This is a genomic window from Cellulomonas sp. HZM (genome assembly GCF_000708885.1).
Taxonomy (GTDB): Bacteria; Actinomycetota; Actinomycetes; order Actinomycetales; family Cellulomonadaceae; genus Cellulomonas.
In genome coordinates this window covers 1-19,863 of the sequence record NZ_JEOE01000046.1, presented here as the reverse complement: position 1 = coordinate 19,863, position 19,863 = coordinate 1, and the positions used below count along the sequence as shown (strand labels likewise).

At 72.9% G+C, this 19,863-nt stretch carries 22 protein-coding genes and 1 tRNA gene; 10 read left to right on the top strand and 13 right to left on the bottom strand.

The genetic code is table 11. The features are described 5' to 3' along the window. Positions 1–34 precede the first annotated feature (34 nt). Together AW16_RS0115445 and greA are read left to right on the top strand one after the other, a co-directional pair. Positions 35–439: a DUF4307 domain-containing protein gene (locus tag AW16_RS0115445; RefSeq protein WP_029291855.1), complete on the top strand. Its 405-nt coding sequence runs from the start codon at positions 35–37 to the stop codon at positions 437–439. Positions 440–728: 289 nt separating this feature from the next. Next, a complete protein-coding gene (greA, locus tag AW16_RS0115440; RefSeq protein ID WP_029291854.1) occupies positions 729–1,208 on the top strand; it encodes a transcription elongation factor GreA in 480 nt (159 codons plus the stop codon). Positions 1,209–1,276: 68 nt separating this feature from the next. Here greA and ilvA read toward each other — a convergent pair whose 3' ends face one another. Both ilvA and AW16_RS0115430 read right to left on the bottom strand, forming a co-directional pair. Beyond that, positions 1,277–2,479 carry a threonine ammonia-lyase gene (gene ilvA, locus AW16_RS0115435; RefSeq protein WP_029291853.1) on the bottom strand — a complete coding sequence of 401 codons (1,203 nt, stop codon included), beginning with the start codon at positions 2,477–2,479 and terminating at the stop codon, positions 1,277–1,279. Beyond that, entirely contained in the window at positions 2,476–3,699 is a 1,224-nt protein-coding gene (locus AW16_RS0115430) for an AI-2E family transporter (RefSeq protein ID WP_081861733.1), read from the bottom strand. Before AW16_RS0115430 ends, ilvA begins: the two co-directional genes overlap by 4 nt. 109 nt (positions 3,700–3,808) lie before the next feature. Between AW16_RS0115430 and msrA the strand changes: the two genes are divergently transcribed. Then, on the top strand, positions 3,809–4,471 hold the full coding sequence (gene msrA / locus AW16_RS0115425) for a peptide-methionine (S)-S-oxide reductase MsrA (RefSeq protein WP_029291851.1): 663 nt from the start codon (positions 3,809–3,811) through the stop codon (positions 4,469–4,471). Positions 4,472–4,743: 272 nt separating this feature from the next. On the opposite strand, the gene AW16_RS0115420 is transcribed toward msrA, so the two are convergent. Continuing rightward, positions 4,744–5,118, bottom strand: a complete 375-nt coding sequence (locus AW16_RS0115420; protein ID WP_081861734.1) for a SelT/SelW/SelH family protein — start codon at positions 5,116–5,118, stop codon at positions 4,744–4,746. A gap of 95 nt (positions 5,119–5,213) precedes the next feature. Between AW16_RS0115420 and AW16_RS0115415 the strand changes: the two genes are divergently transcribed. Further along, positions 5,214–6,308: a DUF475 domain-containing protein gene (locus AW16_RS0115415; protein ID WP_029291849.1), complete on the top strand. Its 1,095-nt coding sequence runs from the start codon at positions 5,214–5,216 to the stop codon at positions 6,306–6,308. Positions 6,309–6,392: 84 nt separating this feature from the next. On the opposite strand, the gene AW16_RS0115410 is transcribed toward AW16_RS0115415, so the two are convergent. Further along, entirely contained in the window at positions 6,393–6,800 is a 408-nt protein-coding gene (locus AW16_RS0115410) for an FKBP-type peptidyl-prolyl cis-trans isomerase (protein WP_029291848.1), read from the bottom strand. Positions 6,801–6,883: 83 nt separating this feature from the next. Beyond that, on the bottom strand, positions 6,884–7,717 hold the full coding sequence (locus tag AW16_RS0115405) for a Bax inhibitor-1/YccA family protein (RefSeq protein WP_029291847.1): 834 nt from the start codon (positions 7,715–7,717) through the stop codon (positions 6,884–6,886). A 243-nt stretch (positions 7,718–7,960) separates the two neighbouring features. On the opposite strand from AW16_RS0115405, the gene AW16_RS0115400 reads away from it, so the two are divergent. Continuing rightward, a complete protein-coding gene (locus AW16_RS0115400; protein WP_029291846.1) occupies positions 7,961–8,926 on the top strand; it encodes an ABC transporter ATP-binding protein in 966 nt (321 codons plus the stop codon). Further along, positions 8,923–9,774, top strand: a complete 852-nt coding sequence (locus AW16_RS0115395) for an ABC transporter permease subunit (RefSeq protein WP_029291845.1) — start codon at positions 8,923–8,925, stop codon at positions 9,772–9,774. Before AW16_RS0115400 ends, AW16_RS0115395 begins: the two co-directional genes overlap by 4 nt. A gap of 110 nt (positions 9,775–9,884) precedes the next feature. Here the strand turns inward: AW16_RS0115395 and AW16_RS0115390 are convergent, their stop codons facing one another. Continuing rightward, entirely contained in the window at positions 9,885–11,120 is a 1,236-nt protein-coding gene (locus AW16_RS0115390; protein ID WP_029291844.1) for an MFS transporter, read from the bottom strand. 49 nt (positions 11,121–11,169) lie between these two features. Here AW16_RS0115390 and AW16_RS0115385 point away from each other — a divergent pair, with 49 nt between their 5' ends. Both AW16_RS0115385 and AW16_RS0115380 read left to right on the top strand, forming a co-directional pair. Then, complete coding sequence (locus tag AW16_RS0115385) at positions 11,170–11,640, top strand: MarR family winged helix-turn-helix transcriptional regulator (protein ID WP_034649568.1); 471 nt, start codon at positions 11,170–11,172, stop codon at positions 11,638–11,640. A gap of 35 nt (positions 11,641–11,675) precedes the next feature. Then, positions 11,676–12,554: a siderophore-interacting protein gene (locus AW16_RS0115380; protein WP_034649565.1), complete on the top strand. Its 879-nt coding sequence runs from the start codon at positions 11,676–11,678 to the stop codon at positions 12,552–12,554. A gap of 18 nt (positions 12,555–12,572) precedes the next feature. On the opposite strand, the gene AW16_RS0115375 is transcribed toward AW16_RS0115380, so the two are convergent. Then, positions 12,573–13,472: an SDR family oxidoreductase gene (locus AW16_RS0115375; RefSeq protein ID WP_029291841.1), complete on the bottom strand. Its 900-nt coding sequence runs from the start codon at positions 13,470–13,472 to the stop codon at positions 12,573–12,575. A gap of 86 nt (positions 13,473–13,558) precedes the next feature. Between AW16_RS0115375 and AW16_RS0115370 the strand changes: the two genes are divergently transcribed. Further along, positions 13,559–14,146 (top strand): TetR/AcrR family transcriptional regulator, encoded by a 588-nt coding sequence (locus AW16_RS0115370; protein ID WP_029291840.1) that lies wholly within the window; start codon positions 13,559–13,561, stop codon positions 14,144–14,146. Positions 14,147–14,195: 49 nt separating this feature from the next. Beyond that, positions 14,196–14,744 (top strand): NADPH-dependent FMN reductase, encoded by a 549-nt coding sequence (locus AW16_RS0115365; protein ID WP_029291839.1) that lies wholly within the window; start codon positions 14,196–14,198, stop codon positions 14,742–14,744. 11 nt (positions 14,745–14,755) lie between these two features. On the opposite strand, the gene AW16_RS0115360 is transcribed toward AW16_RS0115365, so the two are convergent. The 6 genes from AW16_RS0115360 to AW16_RS0115335 form a co-directional block, all read right to left on the bottom strand. Beyond that, positions 14,756–14,829: transfer RNA gene (locus AW16_RS0115360), tRNA-Leu, on the bottom strand. A gap of 115 nt (positions 14,830–14,944) precedes the next feature. Further along, positions 14,945–16,405 carry an NAD(P)/FAD-dependent oxidoreductase gene (locus AW16_RS0115355; RefSeq protein ID WP_034649562.1) on the bottom strand — a complete coding sequence of 487 codons (1,461 nt, stop codon included), beginning with the start codon at positions 16,403–16,405 and terminating at the stop codon, positions 14,945–14,947. A 158-nt stretch (positions 16,406–16,563) separates the two neighbouring features. Then, entirely contained in the window at positions 16,564–17,670 is a 1,107-nt protein-coding gene (locus AW16_RS0115350) for a hypothetical protein (RefSeq protein ID WP_029291837.1), read from the bottom strand. Next, entirely contained in the window at positions 17,667–17,996 is a 330-nt protein-coding gene (locus AW16_RS0115345; RefSeq protein WP_029291836.1) for a PadR family transcriptional regulator, read from the bottom strand. The genes AW16_RS0115350 and AW16_RS0115345 overlap by 4 nt, the downstream gene beginning before the upstream one ends. Before the next feature lie 245 nt (positions 17,997–18,241). Beyond that, positions 18,242–19,195 (bottom strand): Ppx/GppA phosphatase family protein, encoded by a 954-nt coding sequence (locus tag AW16_RS0115340; RefSeq protein WP_029291835.1) that lies wholly within the window; start codon positions 19,193–19,195, stop codon positions 18,242–18,244. Positions 19,196–19,331: 136 nt separating this feature from the next. Continuing rightward, the gene (locus AW16_RS0115335; RefSeq protein WP_051681997.1) at positions 19,332–19,859 is read right to left on the bottom strand and encodes a DUF501 domain-containing protein; all 528 of its coding nucleotides are present in this window, start codon (positions 19,857–19,859) and stop codon (positions 19,332–19,334) included. Between the last annotated feature and the right edge of the window lie 4 nt (positions 19,860–19,863).

Here is a 19,863-nt window from a genome sequence, read left to right as displayed (position 1 = left end):
CCCCTGCACGCCCACCCCTGCACGGAGGAACGTCGTGACCGAGACGCCCCTGCGTCCGCCCGTCGGCCGCTACGGCCCGGAGGAGGCGCCCCGCCCCTGGCGCCGGGTCGTCGCCTGGGGCGCGCTCGCGCTGCTCGTGCTCGTGGTGATCGCGTGGGTGGGCGGCTCGGAGCTGCGCGACCCGGTGCAGTGGAAGGACGTCGGGTTCAAGGTGACGTCCGCGTCGTCGACCGACGCGACGTTCGACGTGACGAAGGACGAGGACAAGAGCGCGACGTGCCGCGTGCGCGCGCTGTCCCAGTCGTTCGCGGAGGTCGGCGTGCGCGACGTGCTCGTCGGGCCTTCGTCGTCCCGCACGCAGCGCGTCACCGTGACGATCCCGACCGCCGAGCTCGCGGTGTCCGCGAGCGTGCAGACCTGCCACGTCGTCGACGACTGAGCCCGCCGCTCGGCCGGTCGTCGGGCTGTCGTGGGGCTGTCGTCGACCCGGCTGTGCATACCGGTGGGCCCCGCGCGGCCCCGGTTGCTATCCTCGTCGTTTCGCACGCCGCCGTCCGCCGTACGAGCCCCGGGACTCCCGGGCGTCGGGGACACCCACGGTCGACGCGACCGAGGGAGCGGCACACCACCACCCCCACGCGTCTCGCCACCGTGCGCACGACGAACGGCCCGCGTGACGCACGACCGGCCCGCGCCGCGGGGCGGTGGACACGAAGGAAGGAGCGATCGTGACCGACACGACTGCGGCCACATGGCTGACCCAGGAGGCCTACGACCGCCTCACCGCCGAGCTCGAGGACCTCAAGGGCCCGGGTCGCGAGGAGATCACCGCACGCATCGCGGCGGCCCGCGACGAGGGTGACCTCAAGGAGAACGGCGGCTACCACGCCGCTCGCGAGGAGCAGGCGAAGCACGAGGCCCGCATCCGCGAGCTCGAGGCCAAGCTGCGCAACGTGCAGATCGGCACCCCGGCCGACGACGGCGTCGTCGAGCCCGGCATGAAGGTGACGGCGGTGATCGCCGGCGACGAGGAGGTCTTCCTGCTCGGTTCGCGCGAGATGGCCGGCACCACGGACATCCAGGTGTTCTCCCCGACGTCGCCGCTCGGTGCGGCGATCCTCGGCAAGAAGGTCGGCGACTCGACCTCGTACGAGGCTCCCAACGGCCGGCAGATCCCGGTGGAGATCACCGACGCCAAGCCGTTCTGAGCGCTCGCGACCGACGCCCGTCCCCGCACCGGCGGGGGCGGGCGTCGGCGCGTCGGCCGGTCGGCAGGTCAGTCGGTGAAGCGGTAGCCCTGCGCCCGCATCGAGGACAGCACCTGGGCGCAGTGCTCGGGACCCTTCGTCTCGACCTGCACCTCGATCGCGACCTCGTCGACGCCCAGCTCGCCCTGCGTGCGGACGTGGGAGACGTGCAGGACGTTGACGCCCTGCGCGGCGAGGTCCCGCAGGGTGTCCGCGAGCGCGAACGGCCGGTCCGCGATGCGCAGGTGCAGCCACAGGAAGCGCCCCGCGGACGCGAGCCCGTGCCGCACGACGCGCAGCAGCACGGTCGGGTCGATGTTGCCGCCGGACAGGATCGCGACGACCGGGCCCTCGAACGCGCCGGGTGCGGCCATGAGCGCGGCGACGGCGGCAGCCCCCGAGGGCTCGACCAGCAGCTTGGCGCGCTCCGCCACGAGCAGCAGCGCGCGCGAGAGGTCCTCCTCGCTCACCGTGCGGACCTCGGTGCCCGCGTGCGCGAGCACGTCGAACGGCACACGGCCGGGCGTCCCGACGGCGATGCCGTCCGCCATGGTCCGCATCTCCGACGCCGGCACCGGACGGCCCTCGACCAGCGAACGCGGGTACGCCGCGGCGGACGCGGCCTGCACGCCGACCACGCGCACGTCGGGCCGCAGCACCGCCAGCGTCGCGACGACGCCCGCGGCGAGCCCGCCGCCGCCGACGGGCACGAGCACCGTCGCGACGTCGGGCACCTGCTCGGCGATCTCGAGTGCGATGGTCCCCTGCCCCGCGACGACGTCCTCGTGGTCGAACGGGTGGATGAGCGTCGCCCCCGTGCGCTCGGCGTAGGACACCGCGTGCACCAGCGCCTCGTCGACGCTCGTGCCCACCAGCTCGACGCGTGCGCCGTACTCGCGCGTCGCGGCCAGCTTGGGCAGCGCGGCGTCCACGGGCATGAAGACGACGGCCTCGATCCCGAGCAGCCGGGCCGCGAGCGCGACGCCCTGCGCGTGGTTGCCCGCGCTCGCCGCGACCACGCCCCGTGCGCGCTCGTCGTCGGACAGCCGGGACATGCGCACGTACGCGCCGCGGATCTTGAACGACCCCGCGCTCTGCAGGTTCTCGCACTTGAGCCAGACCTCGGCGCCCGCGAGCTGCGACAGGGCCCGGCTCGACTGGACCGGTGTGCGCTGCGCGACGCCCTCGAGGAGGGCAGCCGCCGCGCGGACGTCCGCGAGCGTGACGGTCACCTGGCGTCCTCCTCCGGCGTGGGGCGGTCCGTCGGGTCGGCGACGTCGGCGACGTTCGCGATCTCACGGTCGAGCACCGGGTGCCCGAGGCTCCTGATGGGGACGTGGTCGTCGTAGCCGAGCTGCGGGAACTTGTCGTGGCCGTGCAGGTACAGGATCACGGTGTTGAGCACCGCGACGAACGGCACCGCGAACAGCGCGCCCAGGATCCCCGCGACGAACGAGCCGGTCGCCACCGCGAGCAGCACCGCGACCGGGTGCAGCGAGACCGCGTGGCCCATCAGGAACGGCTGCAGCACGTGCCCCTCGAGCTGCTGCACCGCCAGCACGACGATGAGCATGAACAGCGCGGTCCACGGCCCCTGCGCGACGAGCGCGACGAGCACCGCGACGGCCCCCGTGACGACGGCACCGACGACCGGGATGAACGAGCCGAGGAACACGAGCACCGCGAGCGGCAGCGCGAGCGGGACGCGGAACACCGCGGCGCCGATGCCGATGCCGAGCGCGTCGACCGCCGCGACGAGGATCTGCGTGCGCGTGTAGGCGCCGAGCGTGACCAGGCCACGGCGGCCCGCCTGGTGCACGTGCTCGCGCGAGCCGCGCGGCAGGAGCCCGACGACCCAGGCCCAGATGGTGCGGCCGTCGAGCAGGAAGAAGAACGTGCAGAAGAGCGCGATGAGCGTGCCGGCCGCGATGTGGCCGACGGTCACCGTGGCGTGCGCGACGCCCGAGACGATGCCGCTGCCGGACGACGAGCCGAGCTTCTGGATCTTGTCGAGCCACTCCTGCATGTCGGCGGTCGACAGCCCGAGCGGTCCGTTCTCGAGCCAGTCGACGACCTGCTGGAACCCCTGGGCCGCCTGGTCCCACAGCTCGCTGATGCCGTGCACCACGGAGGCGCCGGCCGCGACGAGCAGGCCGACGACGACGAGGATCGTCCCGACGACCGCGATGCCGGACGCCGCCGCCCGGCCCATGCGCACGCGGCGCTGCAGGAACCGCACGACGGGCGTGAGCAGCACCGTCAGCAGCAGCGCGACCGCGATCGGCACCACCACGACCTTGATCTGCACGACGAGCCAGCACGCGACCGCGACGGCCAGCACGATGAGCAGCAGGCGCCACGACCACGCGGCGGCACGCTGCACGGACGGGGGGACCGCGACGGTCGCGGCGGGGGTGTCGCTCGGGGCGGCGGAGGTGGTCTCGTCGGTCACCGCCCCAGGCTACGGTCGCCTGCCCGCGCGCGTGCGGGAACACGGCTGGGACCCGCCTGGTTGTGCTCGTCGACCCCTGAGGTCGACCTCTCCACGGAAGGACCCACCCATGAGCTGGCTGTTCACCTCCGCCCTGCGCTCGACGATGGTGGCCCCCGAGCGCGCCCTGCCGGGCCGCGACCACCCCGCCTTCTCCGTGCCGACGACGCACACCGTCCTCGGCACCCCGCTCGCCGGCCCGTGGCCGGACGGCACCGCGGTGCTCTACGTCGCGATGGGCTGCTTCTGGGGGGCCGAGCGTTCCCTGTGGCAGCTCCCGGGCGTCGTGACCACCGCTGTCGGCTACCAGGGCGGGTTCACCCCGAACCCGACGTACGAGGAGGTGTGCACCGGGCAGACCGGCCACACCGAGGCCGTGCTCGTCGCCTACGACCCGAAGGTCCTGTCCCACGCCGACCTGCTCCGGCACTTCTGGGAGCAGCACGACCCGACGCAGGGGTTCCGCCAGGGCAACGACGCCGGCACGCAGTACCGCTCGGCGATCTACACGACCACCGACGAGCAGGCCGCCGTGGCCGCCGCGACGCGCGAGGAGTTCGCACCCCGCCTGGCCGCCGCGGGCTTCGGCGACATCACCACCGAGATCCGCACGGCCGAGGAGGCCGGTCCGTTCTACTACGCCGAGGGCTACCACCAGCAGTACCTCGACAAGAACCCGAACGGCTACTGCCCGGTGCACGCCACGGGCGTGAGCTGCGCGCCGGCATCCTGACACGTCCCGGCCCTGCCGGGCGCTCGTCGCTGCCGGACGGGCGGGCGGCCGACGTACCCCCGTCCGGCCGCCCGCCCGCCGTCGCCGCGCGACGAGCACCCCCCGTCCTCGTCCGCGCGGCCCGCAGTGTCGACTTGTGCGATCCGGTCGCGCGGCACGTCGTCGGGCCGGTGACCGGATCACGGCCGAAGGTATCGGGTGGTACCGGACATCGTCGCGGTGCGTCCACGCGGCGTCGGACCAGGGTCCAGGTCACCCGGACGGGTGACGGTTCAGGCGTCGGCCGACGACGGTCGAGCGGCCGCCTCGCCGCCCACGCCGTCGGTGTGCACGCCGTCGGTGCTCACGACGTCGGTGTGCACGACGTCCGTGTGCACGACGTCCGTGTGCCCCAGCGGGCGGTCCGGCGCGACGCGGTCACGCACGGCGCGCTTGAGCGCCGTGATCTCGGGGAACCCCTCGTCGCGCGTGCGGTCCCACAGCACCTCGTCGTCGACCTCGACGACGAACACGCCACCCGTCCCGGGCCGGAGCGCGACCTCGCCGAGCTCGCGGTGGAACGTCGTCAGCAGCTCCTGCGCGTACCAGGCGGCACGCAGCAGCCAGCGGCACTGCGTGCAGTACGTGATCGTCACCCTGGGCCCCATGACGACCACCCTCCCGCAGGCCCGAGCGCCGCCGCCACCTAGACTCCGGTGAGCCGCCGGGTTCACCCGGCTCCCTCGAGACGGAACGGGAACCGTTGCTACGCATCTTCGGCTGGTCGATCGGCGTCACGATCGTGTCGCTGCTCGCCGCCTACCTGTACGGCGGCTGGTCGGCGCTCGCCCTGTGCCTGATCCTCGGGATCCTCGAGGTCTCGCTCTCGTTCGACAACGCCGTCGTCAACGCGACCGTCCTGAACCGCATGAGCGAGTTCTGGCAGCGCATCTTCCTGACCGTGGGCGTCGTCATCGCGGTGTTCGGGATGCGGCTCGTGTTCCCGCTGCTCGTCGTCGGGATCTCCGCGCACATGTCGCCCGGGGACGCGCTGCGGCTGGCGATGGAGAAGGGCGACCCCCACGAGCCCGGCACCTACGGCTACCTGCTCGACCAGGCGCACCCGCAGATCGCCGCGTTCGGCGGGATGTTCCTGCTCATGCTGTTCCTGGACTTCGTGCTCCAGGAACGCGAGATCACGTGGCTGACCTGGCTCGAGCGGCCGCTCGCGCGGATCGGCAAGCTCGACCAGGTGTCGGTCGTCGTCGCGGGGCTGTCGCTCGTCCTGGTCGCGGAGCTGCTCGCCGAGGACCCGCAGGTGGTGCTCGTCGCGGGGATCCTCGGGATGGTCACGTACATCGCGGTCAACGGGCTCGGGCGGCTGTTCGAGGGCGCCGTCGAGGGGTCGGCGGACGGTGCCGAGGAGGCCGACGAGAGCGGTGCGACGGGCCCGACGAGCGCCGCGAAGGCCACCGGCAAGGCCGCGTTCTTCCTGTTCCTCTACCTCGAGGTGCTCGACGCGTCGTTCTCGTTCGACGGCGTCGTCGGGGCGTTCGCGATCACCGCGGACCCGATCATCATCGCGCTCGGGCTCGGGTTCATCGGCGCGATGTTCGTCCGATCGATCACGGTGTTCCTGGTGCGCAAGGGGACGCTGTCCGAGTACGTGTACCTCGAGCACGGCGCGCACTGGGCGATCGGAGCCCTCGCCGTGATCCTGCTGGTCAGCATCGGCGTGCACGTGAACGAGGTCGTGACGGGGCTCGTGGGCGTCGCGTTCATCGGCGCCGCGTTCGCGACCTCGGTGGTCCGCAACCGGCGCTCCCCCGAGGTCGAGCACACCGTGCACGTGGGCTGACGGCCCCGCACCACTCCGGGCGAGGAGAGCGGGAGCCACGGCTGCCCGTGGCTCCCGCTCTCGACGACAGGTTCGGCGGCTACCTCAGTTGCTCGTGCCGACGATGTCGACGACGAACACGAGCGTGTCACCGCCGCGGATCCCGGCCTGCGGGACGCCGCGGTCGCCGTAGCCGAGGTGCGACGGGATCGACAGCAGGACGCGCGAGCCGACCTGCTGACCGACGAGGCCCTCGTCCCAGCCGGCGATGACGGCGCCGACGCCGATCGGGAAGCTGATCGACGAGCCGCGGTCGTACGAGTTGTCGAACACGCCGCCGTCCCACGACTGGCCGAGGTAGTGGACCTCGATGTCGTCGCCGGCCTCGACGAGCTGGCCGTCGCCGCGCGAGAGGACCGAGACCTCGAGGTCACCGGAGGGCGCGTCGGCGGGGAACGTCAGCGTGGGCTTCGTGCCGTAGGAGCCCGAGACCTCGGGCAGGGCAGCGGACATACGGGTGTCTCCTCGGTAGATCGGGACGGTGCGAGAGGCCATCGTGCCCCAGGCGCGTGGGCGGCGCAGTACCGCCGGCGGCGTCAGCTGCGCTGCAGCATCGCGAACAGGCGCAGGAACTCCAGGTAGAGCCACACGAGCGTCACGATCAGACCGAACGCGGCCGACCACGCGAACTTCGCCGGGGCGCCGGCCTCGACGCCGCGCTTGATCGAGTCGAAGTCGACGATCAGGCACGCGGCCGCGAGACCCACGGCGAACAGGCCGGCCAGCAGGCCCCAGCCGCCGTTGCGCAGCGGGCCGAAGCCGTCGCTCGGCAGGAAGAACGAGAGCACCAGGTTGATCACCGAGAACGCGAGGTAGCCGACCATCGCGACGATGAGCCACTTGGTGAACTTGGGCGTCACCCGCACCTTGCCGGACCGGAACAGCAGCAGCGCGGCGGCGAACGTCACGATCGTCGCGAGGATCGCCTGCGCGACGATCGGCTTGGCCGTTCCGTCCGATGTCGCGGGCACCACCCAGTTGGTGAAGATGTTGCTGATGCCGCCGACGAACACGCCCTGCGCGACCGCGTAGAGCACGATGAGCACGGGGCTGGGCTCGCGGCGGAACGCGTTGACCAGGCCGAGCACGAGGCCGACGAGCGCACCGACCACGTACAGCCACGGCAGCTGCGGCGTCACCGCCCAGGTCGCGGCGGCGACCACGACGAGCACCGCCAGGAGCCCGCCCGTCTTGACGATGACGTCCTCGTACGTCAGACGGCCGGTCTGGCGGGCCGTCGCGCTCGGGGCGCCGTACATCTGCTCGAGCGTCGCGGCGTCGATCGTCGACGCGGGCGCAGCGGTGCCGCCGCCCTTGCGCTTGCTCGGGTCACGGAAGACCGGGCTGTTGTTGAAGACCGGGTTGGCCACGGCACGCTCCACAGGTGTCGTCGTCGGACCGGTGGTTGTCCGGCCGGACGGGTGGTCGCAAGGGGTCCTGCTGCTCCCGTCACCGTATCCGAACGCCCCGCGGCCGCGGTTGGTTCCCGCGCGCCTGTGGACGCCCGGTCAGGGCCACCCTGACCTGCAACTGAGGGGCATCCCTGAGAGACGCGGGCCAGCCCGGGCGCCTAGTGTCGACCTCGAACCCGCACACGACGTGAGGAACGCACGATGATCGAGGCCGTAGGCCTGACCAAGCGGTACGGCGACAAGCTCGCCGTCGACCACATCTCCTTCACGGTCCAGCCCGGCAAGGTGACCGGCTTCCTCGGCCCCAACGGCGCCGGCAAGTCGACCACGATGCGCATGATCATGGGCCTGGACCGCCCCACCGACGGCAGCGTGACGGTGAACGGCGCGCCCTACGCGTCGTTCCGCTCGCCGCTGAGCGAGGTCGGTGCGCTGCTCGAGGCCAAGGCGGTGCACACCGGCCGCAGCGCCCGCAACCACCTGCGCGCGCTCGCCGCGACGCACGGCATCAAGGACTCGCGGGTCGACGAGGTCATCGAGATGACCGGCCTCACCGCGGTGGCCCGCCGCCGCGTCGGCGGGTTCTCCCTCGGCATGGGCCAGCGCCTGGGCATCGCGACCGCGCTCCTGGGCGACCCGCGCACGCTGATCCTCGACGAGCCGGTCAACGGCCTCGACCCCGAGGGCGTCCTGTGGGTGCGCAACCTGGTGAAGTACCTGGCGTCCGAGGGACGCACGGTGTTCCTCTCGTCGCACCTCATGAGCGAGATGGCGCTGACGGCCGACCACCTCGTGGTCATCGGCCGCGGCCGGATCATCGCCGACGCCCCCGTGGCGGAGGTCGTCGCCCGCGGGACGCGCGCCACCGTCCGCGTCCGCAGCCCCCAGGCCACCGACCTCGCCGCGCGCCTCGCCGGCGCCGACGTGCAGGTCAACGCGCTCGAGCCCGGTCTGCTCGAGGTGCTGGGCCGCACGGCCGAGCAGATCGGCGACCTCGCGGCGGCCAACGGCGTCACGCTGCACGAGCTCACGCCCGTGTCCGGCTCGCTCGAGGAGGCGTACATGTCCCTCACGCAGGACGAGGTCGAGTACCACACGACCACCCCGGGCGCGCCGGCCGCCGCGAACCCCACGACCGTTACGACCGCCGAGGAGGCCGCGCGATGACCGCCGCCACCGCGACCGCCCCGGTCGCCGCCCCGAACAAGAACATCCACCTCTCGTTCCCGCACGTCGTGCGCTCCGAGTGGATCAAGCTCTGGACCGTGCGCTCGACCATGTGGTCGCTGCCGATCTTCTTCGTCGTGACCGTGGGCCTGGTCCTGCTGATGAGCCTGGCCTTCCGCAGCGCGCTGACGCACGACGCGAGCGACCTGCCCGCAGACCTCGCGCTGCAGCCGTTCGTCATCGCGATGCAGATGGCCCAGATCGCGCTCGTCGTGCTCGCGGCGCTCGCGATCACGGGCGAGTACTCCACGGGCATGATCCGCTCGAGCCTCACGGCCGCCCCGCGGCGCTCCCCGGTGCTCTGGGCGAAGCTCGTGGTCCTCGCCGCGGTGTTCCTGGTGCTCTCGATCGTCTCGGTCGCGATCGCGTTCGCGGTCCAGCAGGCGATCTTCAGCAGCGACCTCAAGCTCGACCTGGGTGACTCGCAGGTGCAGCGCGCGCTGCTCGGGGCCGCGCTCTACGCGACCACGATCGCGCTGCTGTCGTTCGCGCTGGGTGCGCTCATGCGGCACTCGGCGGCCGCGATCGCGACGGTGCTCGGTCTGATCCTGGTGCTGCCGATCCTGTTCCAGATCCCGTGGCGCCCGCTCCAGCTGATCCAGCCCTTCCTGCCGGGCGTCGCGGGCAGCCTCATCACCGAGACGGATGCGCAGATCGCGCAGGCCAACGACATGGCGGCCCACGGCGTCGTGCAGTTCACGGCGTGGCAGGGCTACGGGCTGCTCGTCGGCTACGTGGTGCTGGTGCTCGCCGCCGCGTGGGTGCGGCTCAAGAAGACCGACGCCTGACCCCGTCAGGCACCCGATACGACGAAAGGGTGCGCCGCGGACCGGTCCGCGGCGCGCCCTTTCGTCGTCCCTGCCCAACGTCCGGCCCAACGTCCGGCTCAGCGTTCGGCTCAGATGAGCTCGAGCGCCTCCTCGGGCGTGCCCTCCGCGTCCGCCGCGGCGGCGTTGACCCGCTGCCACGCGACGCGCTCCCCCGCACCGCGGGCGACGACGTGACCGCCGACGAAGAACGTCACGACGCCGACCGCGAGCACGCCGACACCCACCCAGAACGGCGACGCGGGGCTCGCGTGCTCGGCGAGCAGGCCCGCGACCACCGGTGCAGGAGCCGCGAAGCCCCAGCGCACCAGGTTGAACGCGCCCGTGGTGACGCGGCGGTCGGGCGAGCCGGTGGCGAGCGCCAGGTCCGTGAGGTTGGCGTTGCAGATGCCCATGCAGACGCCGGCGACGACGAGGAACGCGATCGTCTGCGCCGTGCTGTGCGACGTCGCCATCCCGACGAGCGTGCCGAGCAGCACGACGATCGCGAAGCCGACCGTCTGCACGGCTCCGAAGCGGTGCGCGAGCCTGTGCCCGATGACGAGGATGCCGAGCGCCAGGCCGACGCCCCACGCGGTGAACACAAGGCCGAGCGGCACGACGTCGAGGCCGAGGAAGATCGGCGTGTAGCCCAGCACGACGAAGAAGACGAAGTTGTAGGTCGCGGTGATGACCGACAGCAGCACGAACGCGGGCTTGCGGAACGGCTGGAACACTTCGGAGAACCGCAGCCGGGCCGGCATGACCTCGGGGTCCTTGAGCCGCGTGACGGACAGCGCGAGCGCGACGACCATGAACACGCTGCACAGCAGGAACGGCACGCGCCACGAGATCTTGCCCAGCAGGCCGCCGATGAGCGGGCCGATCGCGAACCCGAGGCCCACACACGTCTCGAACAGCTCGACGGCCCACGCGCGGTCGTTGGCGAGCGAGACGAGCAGCACCATCGCGGTGGCGAAGAACATCGCGTTGCCGAGCCCCCACAGGCCGCGCAGCGCGGCGAGCTGGCCGATGTTCACCGTGGCGGCGGCGAGGCCGGCTGCGATCGCGACCACCGTGACGCCCGCCGCGAGGATCTTCTTGTAGCCGAACTTCCCGGTGAGCATGACGGCCGGGATCATGCCGATGGCCATGACCGCGATGTACGCGGTGAACAGCAGCTCGATCTGCCACGTCGTCGCCCCGAGGTCGGAGCCGATCGCGGGCAGGATCGGGTCGACGATCGCGATGCCGGCGATCGCGAAGAACGCGGTGAGCGTCGTCGCGTAGATCGCCGTCTTGTTGGGTTCGTTGCGGGCCACGTGCATCCTTCGCGAGTAACTGTATGCGGCAGGTAAGTATCTGTACCATACACCTATGAGCAGCGACATGGACAGTGCGGTCCGCCGCATCGAGCAGCAGGTCGCCCTGCTGCTGCGCCTCGCCGACCGCAACCGGCGCCGCAGCCCGAGGCTCGAGCGCACGCTCGACCGCTCGGCCTACCTCGCGCTGCGCCAGCTCGCCGACGGCGGCCCCGCGGGCATCAACGAGATCGCCGACCACCTGCGGCTCGACGCCTCGACCGTCACGCGCCAGGTCGTCGCGATGGAGCAGGCGGGGTACGTCTCGCGCGGTCGCGACGACAGCGACGGGCGGCGCGTCGTCATCGAGATGACCGACGCGGGGCGGGCCGAGCTGGCCGCGACCGCGGACGCGCGCGCGGAGGTCTACGGCGACGTCCTCGCCGAATGGTCCGACCCGGACCTCGACCTGCTCGCCGAGCTGCTCGGCCGTCTCAACGACTCGCTCGAGGCACACACGCGCGCGGTCGACGCCCGGACCGCCTGACGGGCTCGCCGCCCGCGGGGTTAGGGTCACCTACCGTGACGACCCTTCCCACCGAGCGCCCCAACGAGCGCCCTGCCCGCCCCGCCCGTCCCACGCCGGTCGTGGCCCACGTCCTGCGTGCGGAGCGGCTCACGCCGGGTCTCGTGCGCGTCGTCGTCGGCGGCCCGGGGCTCGCGCCGTTCGTCGCGCGCGGCGACGCCGACTCCTACGTCAAGCTCGTGTTCCTCCCGGCCGGCGACCGGCCGCTGCTCCCCGACGGCCGGCTCGACCTCGAGGCCGTGCGTGCCGCGCTGCCCGAGGGCGTCGTGCCCCGGCAGCGCGCCTACACGGTGCGCGCCTACGCCGAGGGCGAGCTCACGATCGATGTCGTCGTGCACGGCGACGAGGGCATCGCAGGCCCGTGGGCCGCTGGGGTGACCGGCGGCGAGGAGGTGCTCGTCATGGGCCCGGGCGGGGCGTGGTCGCCGTCCGACGACGTGGACCATCACCTGCTGCTGGGCGACGCGAGCGCGCTGCCCGCGATCGCCGTCGCCCTCGAGCGGATGCGCCCGGACGCTCGCGGCGTCGCCGTGATCGAGGTCCACGACGCGGCCGACGAGCTCGAGCTCGTCGCGCCGCCAGGGGTCGAGGTGCGATGGGTGCACGCGGGCGACGGCACACCGGGGGCCGCGCTCGTCGACGCCGCGCTCGCGCTGAGCATCCCGCCGGGTCGCACCGGCGCCTTCGTGCACGGCGAGGCCGGTGCGGTCTGCCGGCTGCGGCGCTGGCTGCGGCTCGAGCACGGCGTCGCGCGCGAGGACCTGTCCGCCTCGGGGTACTGGCGCCTGGGCGTCGACGACGAGGGGTGGCGCGCGGGCAAGCGCGAGTGGGCCGCCGAGATCGAGCAGAACGAGGCCGCGGCCGGCCTGGACTGAGCGCCGGCCGCGGACGGCTCACACCCCCGGGTAGGCACCCGCCGCGATGTCCTCGAGCAGCGTCGGGCCAATCGGCTCCCAGCCGAGCAGCGCGCGGGTCTCGTCGCTCGTGGCGGCGAGGTCACGTCCGAAGAAGCCGCCGATCCAGCCGAAGCGCTCGATCGCCTCGTCGGGCGCGAAGGACGCCACGGGCAGGCCCAGCGAGCTCCCCAGCGCCTCGGCGATCGCGCGCGTCGGGACGGAGGGCTCGCCGACGGCGTGCACGATCGACCCCGAAGGAGCGTGGTCGAGCGCGAGCGCCACCAACCGTGCGGCGTCCGAGCGGTGCACGGCCGCCCAGCCGTTCGTGCCGTCGCCGGGGTAGCCCGCGACGCCGTTCTCGCGCGCGACCTGGGCGATCCGCGCGATGAAGCCGTGCCGGTCCCCCACGCCGTGCACCGTGGGTGCGAACCGCACGCTCACCACGTGCACGCCGCGGTCGACGTACTCGAGCGCGAGGTTCTCGCTGCCTCCCCGCATCGAGTCGGGGCCGTGGAACGGCGAGGGGTCCGCCTCGGTCGTCGGCCGGCCCTGCGCGAGACCCGCGACACCCGATGCGAGCAGGAACCGGCGGCCGGAGCCCTCGAGCGCGTCCACGAACGTCTGGACGGCACCGCGCTCGGCGGCGTTCGAGACCGCCTGGTTCGCGAAGTCGTGCTTGTTGGCGAGGTGCAGCACGGCGTCCGCCTCGTCGGCCCCGGCCCGCAGGCCGTCGAGGTCGTCGAGGTCTCCCCGGAGCACGCGCGCGCCCGCCTGCTCGAGCCTCGCGGCCGACGCGTCCGACCTCGCGAGGCCGGTCACCTCGTGCCCTGCCGCCAGCAGCTCGGCGACCGACGCCGACCCGATCCAGCCCGATGCTCCCGTGACGAAGACGTGCATGGGTGCGTTCCTTCCATCTGATGTCTGTGACTGACATCGACCAGGTTAGCGCCGAAGTCAGTCGCTGTCATCACTATGCTGGCCGCATGGCACGGTGGGAACCCGGGACGAGCGACCGGCTGCGCGCGGCAGCCCTCGACCTGTTCGTCGAGCAGGGCTTCGAGCAGACGACGAGCGCCGAGATCGCGCACGCGGCCGGGGTCACCGAGCGCACGTTCTTCCGGCACTTCCGCGACAAGCGCGAGGTGCTGTTCGGCGGGCAGGACCAGCTCGAGCTCGCGTTCGTCACCGGCATCCGCGACGCCCCCGCCGGCGCTCCCCCGCTCGACCTCGTCGCGGCCGCCCTCGACTCGGCCGCACAGTTCTTCACCGACGAGCGACGCGCGTCCTCGCGCGTGCGGCAGACCGTGGTCGACGCCAACCCCGCCCTCCAGGAGCGCGAGCGCCACAAGCTCGCGTCGGTCGCCGCCGTGCTGCGCACCGAGCTGCACGCGCACGGCGTGCCCGAACCCGCGGCCAGGCTCGCCGCCGAGTCCGGGGCGACCGTGTTCAGCATCTCGTTCGCGCAGTGGATCGCCCCCGGCGAGGAGCGCGGCATGCGGGAGATCGCCGACGGCGTCCTCGGCGCGCTCGTGTCGCTGACGGGCGCCGGCGCTGCTGAGATGGAGGCCTGAGCCGCCGGGCGCGCAGCGCCCGGCACGGTGACACGTCGAGGAGGAGCGCATGAGGATCGGCATCGTGGTGGGATCGATCCGGGACGGCCGCCGCGGCGGCCAGGTGGGCCGCTGGGTGCTCGACGAGGCGTCGTCGCGCGAGGACGCGGACTACACGCTCGTCGACCTGCGCACGTTCGACGTCCCGTTGCTCACCGAGCACACGCTGCCCGCGGCGGCGCAGCGCCGCTACGACTCCCCGGCCGTGACGCGCTGGAGCCAGGCGATCGACCCGTGCGACGGCTACGTCTTCGTCACGCCCGAGTACAACCACGGCCTGCCCGGGGCGTTCAAGAACGCCGTCGACTCGCTCGGGCCCGAATGGAACGACAAGCCCGTCGGGTTCGTGTCCTACGGCTCGGCGAGCGGCATCCGGGCGGTCGAGCAGTGGCGCCAGGTCGTCGCCAACTTCCGCATGCACGACGTGCGCGCACAGGTGGCCCTGTCGAACTTCACCGAGTTCGACGAGGACCGGACGTTCGCGCCCGACCCGCGGCGCGCGGACGACCTGCGGATCATGCTCGACGAGCTCGTCTCGCACACCACCGCGCGCGCCTGACGGACCCCGCGTGCCCCCGACAGGGCTCGAACCTGTACTGGGCCGGGTTTAAGCCGGCTGCCTCTGCCGATTGGGCTACGGGGGCGTTCGTCGGCCCATCCTGCCAGGACCCGAGCGCGCACCGGGCACGGGACGAGACGACGAGGCCCCTGCCATCCGTTCCCGGGTGGCAGGGGCCTCGTCGTCGGACGTGCGGTCGGTCAGCGCGCGGCGCTCTTCGCCTTCTGCGTGCCGGCCTTGATCTCCGGGTCGGCCGGTGCGGGCTCCTGCGCACGCGGCTTCGGCGGCACCGACGCGTCGCGGAACTCGGCGCGCGGGTCGTGCAGCGAGCCGAGCGAGACGACCTCGCGCCGCAGCAGCACCGAGCCCGTCCAGCCCGCCATGATGCGCAGCTTGCGGTTCACCGTGGGCATCGCGAACACGTGGTACGTGCGGTGCAGCACCCATGCCGGGAAGCCGCGGACCTTGATCTTGCCGAACATCTGCGCGACACCCTTGTACATGCCGAGCGACGCGACGGCGCCGATGTTCTTGTGGCTGTACTCGGTGAGCTCCGCCGAGCGCAGCACGCGCGCGAGGTTGTCGCCCAGGTGGTTGCCCTCGCGCAGCGCGTGCTGGGCGTTCGGCGGGCAGAACTTGCCGGGGTTGTACAGGTCCGGCACGGCCGCGCAGTCGCCGGCGGAGTACGCGTCCGGCACGACCACGCCGTCGGCGTCGATCACCTGGAGCTTCGCGTTCACCGTCACGCGGCCCATCTGGTCCAGCGGGAGGTCGGACTGCTGCAGCACCGGGTTCGCCTTGACGCCCGCGGTCCACACGATCGTCTCCGCGTCGAACTCCGTCTTGTTCGACAGCACCACGTGGCCGTCGACACAGCTCGACAGGAACGTCGACAGGTGGATCTCGATGTTGCGCTTGCGCAGCTGCTCGAGCGTGTAGCCGCCGAGCTCCTCGCTCACCTCGGGCAGGATGCGCGGGCTGCCCTCGACCAGCACGAACCGCAGCTCGTCCTGCTCGATCTGCTTGTAGTGGCGCACGGTGTAGCGCGCGATGTCCTCGAGCTCCGCGAGCGCCTCGATGCCGGCGAACCCGCCGCCGACGAACACGAACGTCAGCATGCGGCGGCGCAGCTCCGGGTCCCACGTCGAGGACGCGACGTCGATCCGGTTGAGGATGTGGTTGCGGACCGCGATGGCCTCTTCGACGTTCTTGAAGCCGATCGCCTGCTCCGCGAGGCCCGGGATGGGCAGCGTGCGGGCGACCGAGCCGAGGCCGACGACCAGGTGGTCGTACGTGATCCAGTACGCGTCGCCCTCCTCGGGCGTGATCTCCACCGTGCGGGCCGCGTGGTTGATCTGCGAGACCTTGCCCTGCAGCACGTCGACACCCTTGAGAGCGCGACGGTGCGGGGCGACGACGTTGCGGGCGTCGATCGAGCCGGCCGCGGCCTCGGGGAGGAACGGCGCGTACGTCATGTACGGGCGGGGGTCGACGACGACGATGGCCGCCTCCCGCTTGCCGAGGCGCTTGCGCAGCCGGCGGGCGGTGTAGAGCCCCACGGTCCCGCCGCCGAGGATCACGACGCGCGGCACCTTGCGGGACTTGGCCGCCGTGGCGGCGTCGGAGGCAGCAGCAACCGGGGTCGAGGCAGACTGAGGCATACCTTTACGGTAGCCGCGTGCACGTGCGTGCACCTCCTCGAGGACCGGTGACGCTGCGCACAAACCCGGGTTCTGGGCTGTGAGGCGCGCCACGACGACGCGGGCTCCCGGCGACACCGGCCCCTCCGCTGGGTGCCGCCGGGATGCTGCGAGCCGCGTCAGTCGTCGCCCGGGGTGGGCTGGGCGGCCCCTGTGGGACCGGTCGTCGGGCCGGTCGTCGGAGCTGTCGGGCCCGTCGTCGGAGCGTTCGTCGGGCCCGTCGTCGGGGCCGTCCCGGCACCCGTCGGCGTCAGCACGGCCGCCGCACGTGCGAACGGCCACGGCATCGCGACGACGGGCGACGACGGGTCGTCGGGCGAGGCGCCCTGCAGGGGGAACACGTTCCAGCGCTGGCGGCCGTCGACCGACGTCGCGGGGACCGGCTCGAGCTGCGCGCCCGAGTCCTCGTCGTACCAGGAGTCGCCCAGGTACGTGCCCTCCTGCCCGACGGATACCGGCCGCCCGCGGTCGTCGTACACCTGCGCACCCTCGATCGGGCTGCCGTCCGGGCCGTAGACGAACAGGTTGCCCGCCTGCTCGCCGTCGACGTAGACGCCGTCGGACGGCGAGACGGCGTACGAGCCCTGCGGCTCGCCCCCGCCGCTCCCGCCCGCGGTCGCGAGGATCGGCAGCGCGAGCACGAGCACGACGACGCTCGCCACCTGCCACAGCAGACGCGTCACGCGGTGCGAACGCCACCGCCCGCGACCCCACTGCACGCTCACCACGACGAGAGCGCCGAGCAGCGGCCAGGACGCCGGCGCCCGTACGGACGCACCGAAGACGACCCCGAAGGTCAGCACGAACACGACCCATGCGCGCAGCACCCACCACAGCGGGGCGAGCGTGCGTGCGAAGGCCCAGAACGACGGCCACCACGGCTGCTCCACCAGCGGCTGGACCGCTCGTCGGCCGGCCGCGCGGGCCGCGTCCGCCACGTCGGCGAGCGGGCGCCGCCGGCGGCCCCCTGCGCCGTCGGACAGGCCCGCCGCCGTGCGGAGCTCCGCCGCGTACCGCTCCGGGGTGCCGAAGCGGGCGACGAGGCCGGCGGCACCCGGACCCTCGTCGTGCGCGTCTGCCAGGGCGTCGGCGAGCGCGACCTCCAGGTCGTCGGTGAGGTCGTCGACCTGCTCCGGCGTCAGGCCGACGAGCGCGCGCCGGACCTGCGCCACGTAGTCCGCCACGTCGTGCACCACGTCGCCCGCGGGCGTCTCGAGCATGCTCATCTCACGTCCTCCGTCCCGAGGAGCCGGCTCATCGTGCCGGCGAACTCGTGCCAGTCCTTGCGGTGCGCGTCGAGCGTGGCCCGGCCCTGCGCGTTGATCCCGTAGTACTTGCGGTGCGGGCCCTCGTCGCTCGGCACGACGTACGAGGTGAGCGCGCCCGCCGAGTACAGCCGCCGCAGCGTGCCGTACACCGACGCGTCGCCGACCTCCTCCAGGCCGGCGGTCCGCAGCCTCCGCACGACGTCGTACCCGTACCCGTCCTCGTGCGCGACGACGGCCAGCACCGCCACGTCGAGCACGCCCTTGAGCAGCTGGGTGGTGTCCATCGCCGCTCCTTCCCGTCGTCGTCGCGCCGCCCGTGGAGTCGGCGCGTACTCGGTCCTTGAGATCTCTCCGGTCTCGCGATCCACACGGTAGTGCGTGATGCACAGTACCGTCGAGAGCAACACACCGACCGATCGCCACCGCCGACGAGAGAGCGCGTTCGACGCGAGAGTCGAACGTCGACGGTGCGCTCTCGGGCCGATGTTCGACTCTCGGCGGGAGGTGGAGCGGGGCGGCGGGGCGCGGGTCAGCGCTCGGCGGCGCTCCAGGCGATGCCGTCGAGGATGTCGTGCTCCGAGGTCACCGCGTGGGTCAGCTCGCGGCCCGCGGCGGCGACCTCGTCGCGCACGCGCAGCACCACCTCGCGCCACACCAGCGCACCGGCGCCGATGACGTCCACACGGCCAGGGTGCATGAAGCCCAGCGCGGCCCGCTCCTCGCGTGTGCGGGTCAGCAGGTCGTCGCACGCCGCGACCGTCTGGTCGAGCGTGAGGACCGCGCCGTCGATGCGCGACGGGTCGTACTGCGCGAGCCCCAGCGCGTGCGCGGTGATCGTCGTGACCGATCCGGCCAGGCCGACGAGCGTGACCGCGTCCCCGAACGGGACGACCGCGGCCGCCTCGTCGAGCGCCGCGCGCACGTCCGCGACCGCCGCCGCGACCTCGTCGGCCGTCGGCGGGTCGCTGCGCAGGTGCCGCTCGGTCATCCGCACGCACCCGACGTCCATCGAGAACGCCGCGGTCGGCGCGTCGGTGCCGAGCACCACCTCGGTGGAGCCACCGCCCAGGTCGACGACGAGGAACGGCCCCGGCAGCCGCGACGCGAGGACCCCCGTCGCACCGCGGAAGGACAGCGCGGCCTCCTCGGTCCCCTCGACGACCTCCGGATCCACGCCGAGCGCGTCGCGGACGCCCCGGACGAAGTCGTCGCGGTTCTCGGCATCGCGCGACGCCGACGTCGCGACGAAGCGCACCGTCTCCACGCCCAGGTCGTCGCACACCGCGGCGTACCGGCGCGCGGCGTCGAGCGTGCGCTCGAGCGCCTCGGGCGCGATGCGACCCGTGCGGTCGACGCCCTGACCGAGGCGCACCACCTCCATGCGGCGGTCCAGGTCGACCAGCGTGCCCGCCTCACGGTCGACGTCGGCGACGAGGAGTCGGATCGAGTTGGTCCCGCAGTCGATGGCAGCCACACGCGTCACGCGGGACATCCTCGCACCGGCCGGCGCCGGCCGCGGACCGGTCCGGGACGTGGGTCGCCGGGTGCTCGACCGGTCGGCCGACGCGCCGTCGGCGGGTCGTCGGCGGGTCGGTCGTCGTCGGGTGTGTCGTGGGGCGTCAGCAGGTGCAGCGGTCCGGGCGCCAGGTGTCGCGCAGCAGGTCCAGGACCAGATCGCCCACCGGGTTCACACCCGGACCGGCAGCGAGCGAGTGGCCGACGACGACGTGCAGGCACTTCACGCGCGTCGGCATGCCGCCCGCCGAGATGCCCGCGATCTCCTCGACGTGGCCCAGCTCCTCGCGGTCCGCGAGGTACGCCTCGTGCGCGCGCTGGTAGCCGGCGGCGAGCTCGTCGTCCTCCGCGAGGCGCGCGGTCAGCTCCTTCATGAGCCCCGACGCCTCGAGCGTGCTCACCGCAGCCACCGCGGGCGGGCACGTGAGGTAGTAGGTCGTCGGGAACGGGGTCCCGTCGTCGAGCCGGGGTGCCGTGCGGACCACGAGCGGGCGACCGCACACACAGCGTGCCGCGACGCCGACCACGCCGCGCGGAACGCGGCCCAACTGCTCGGCGAGCACCTCGAGGTCGCGTTCGGTCACGTCGGGCTGGGCGGTCGGGGTCACGAGGGGCTCCAGTAACGGGGGCAGGAAC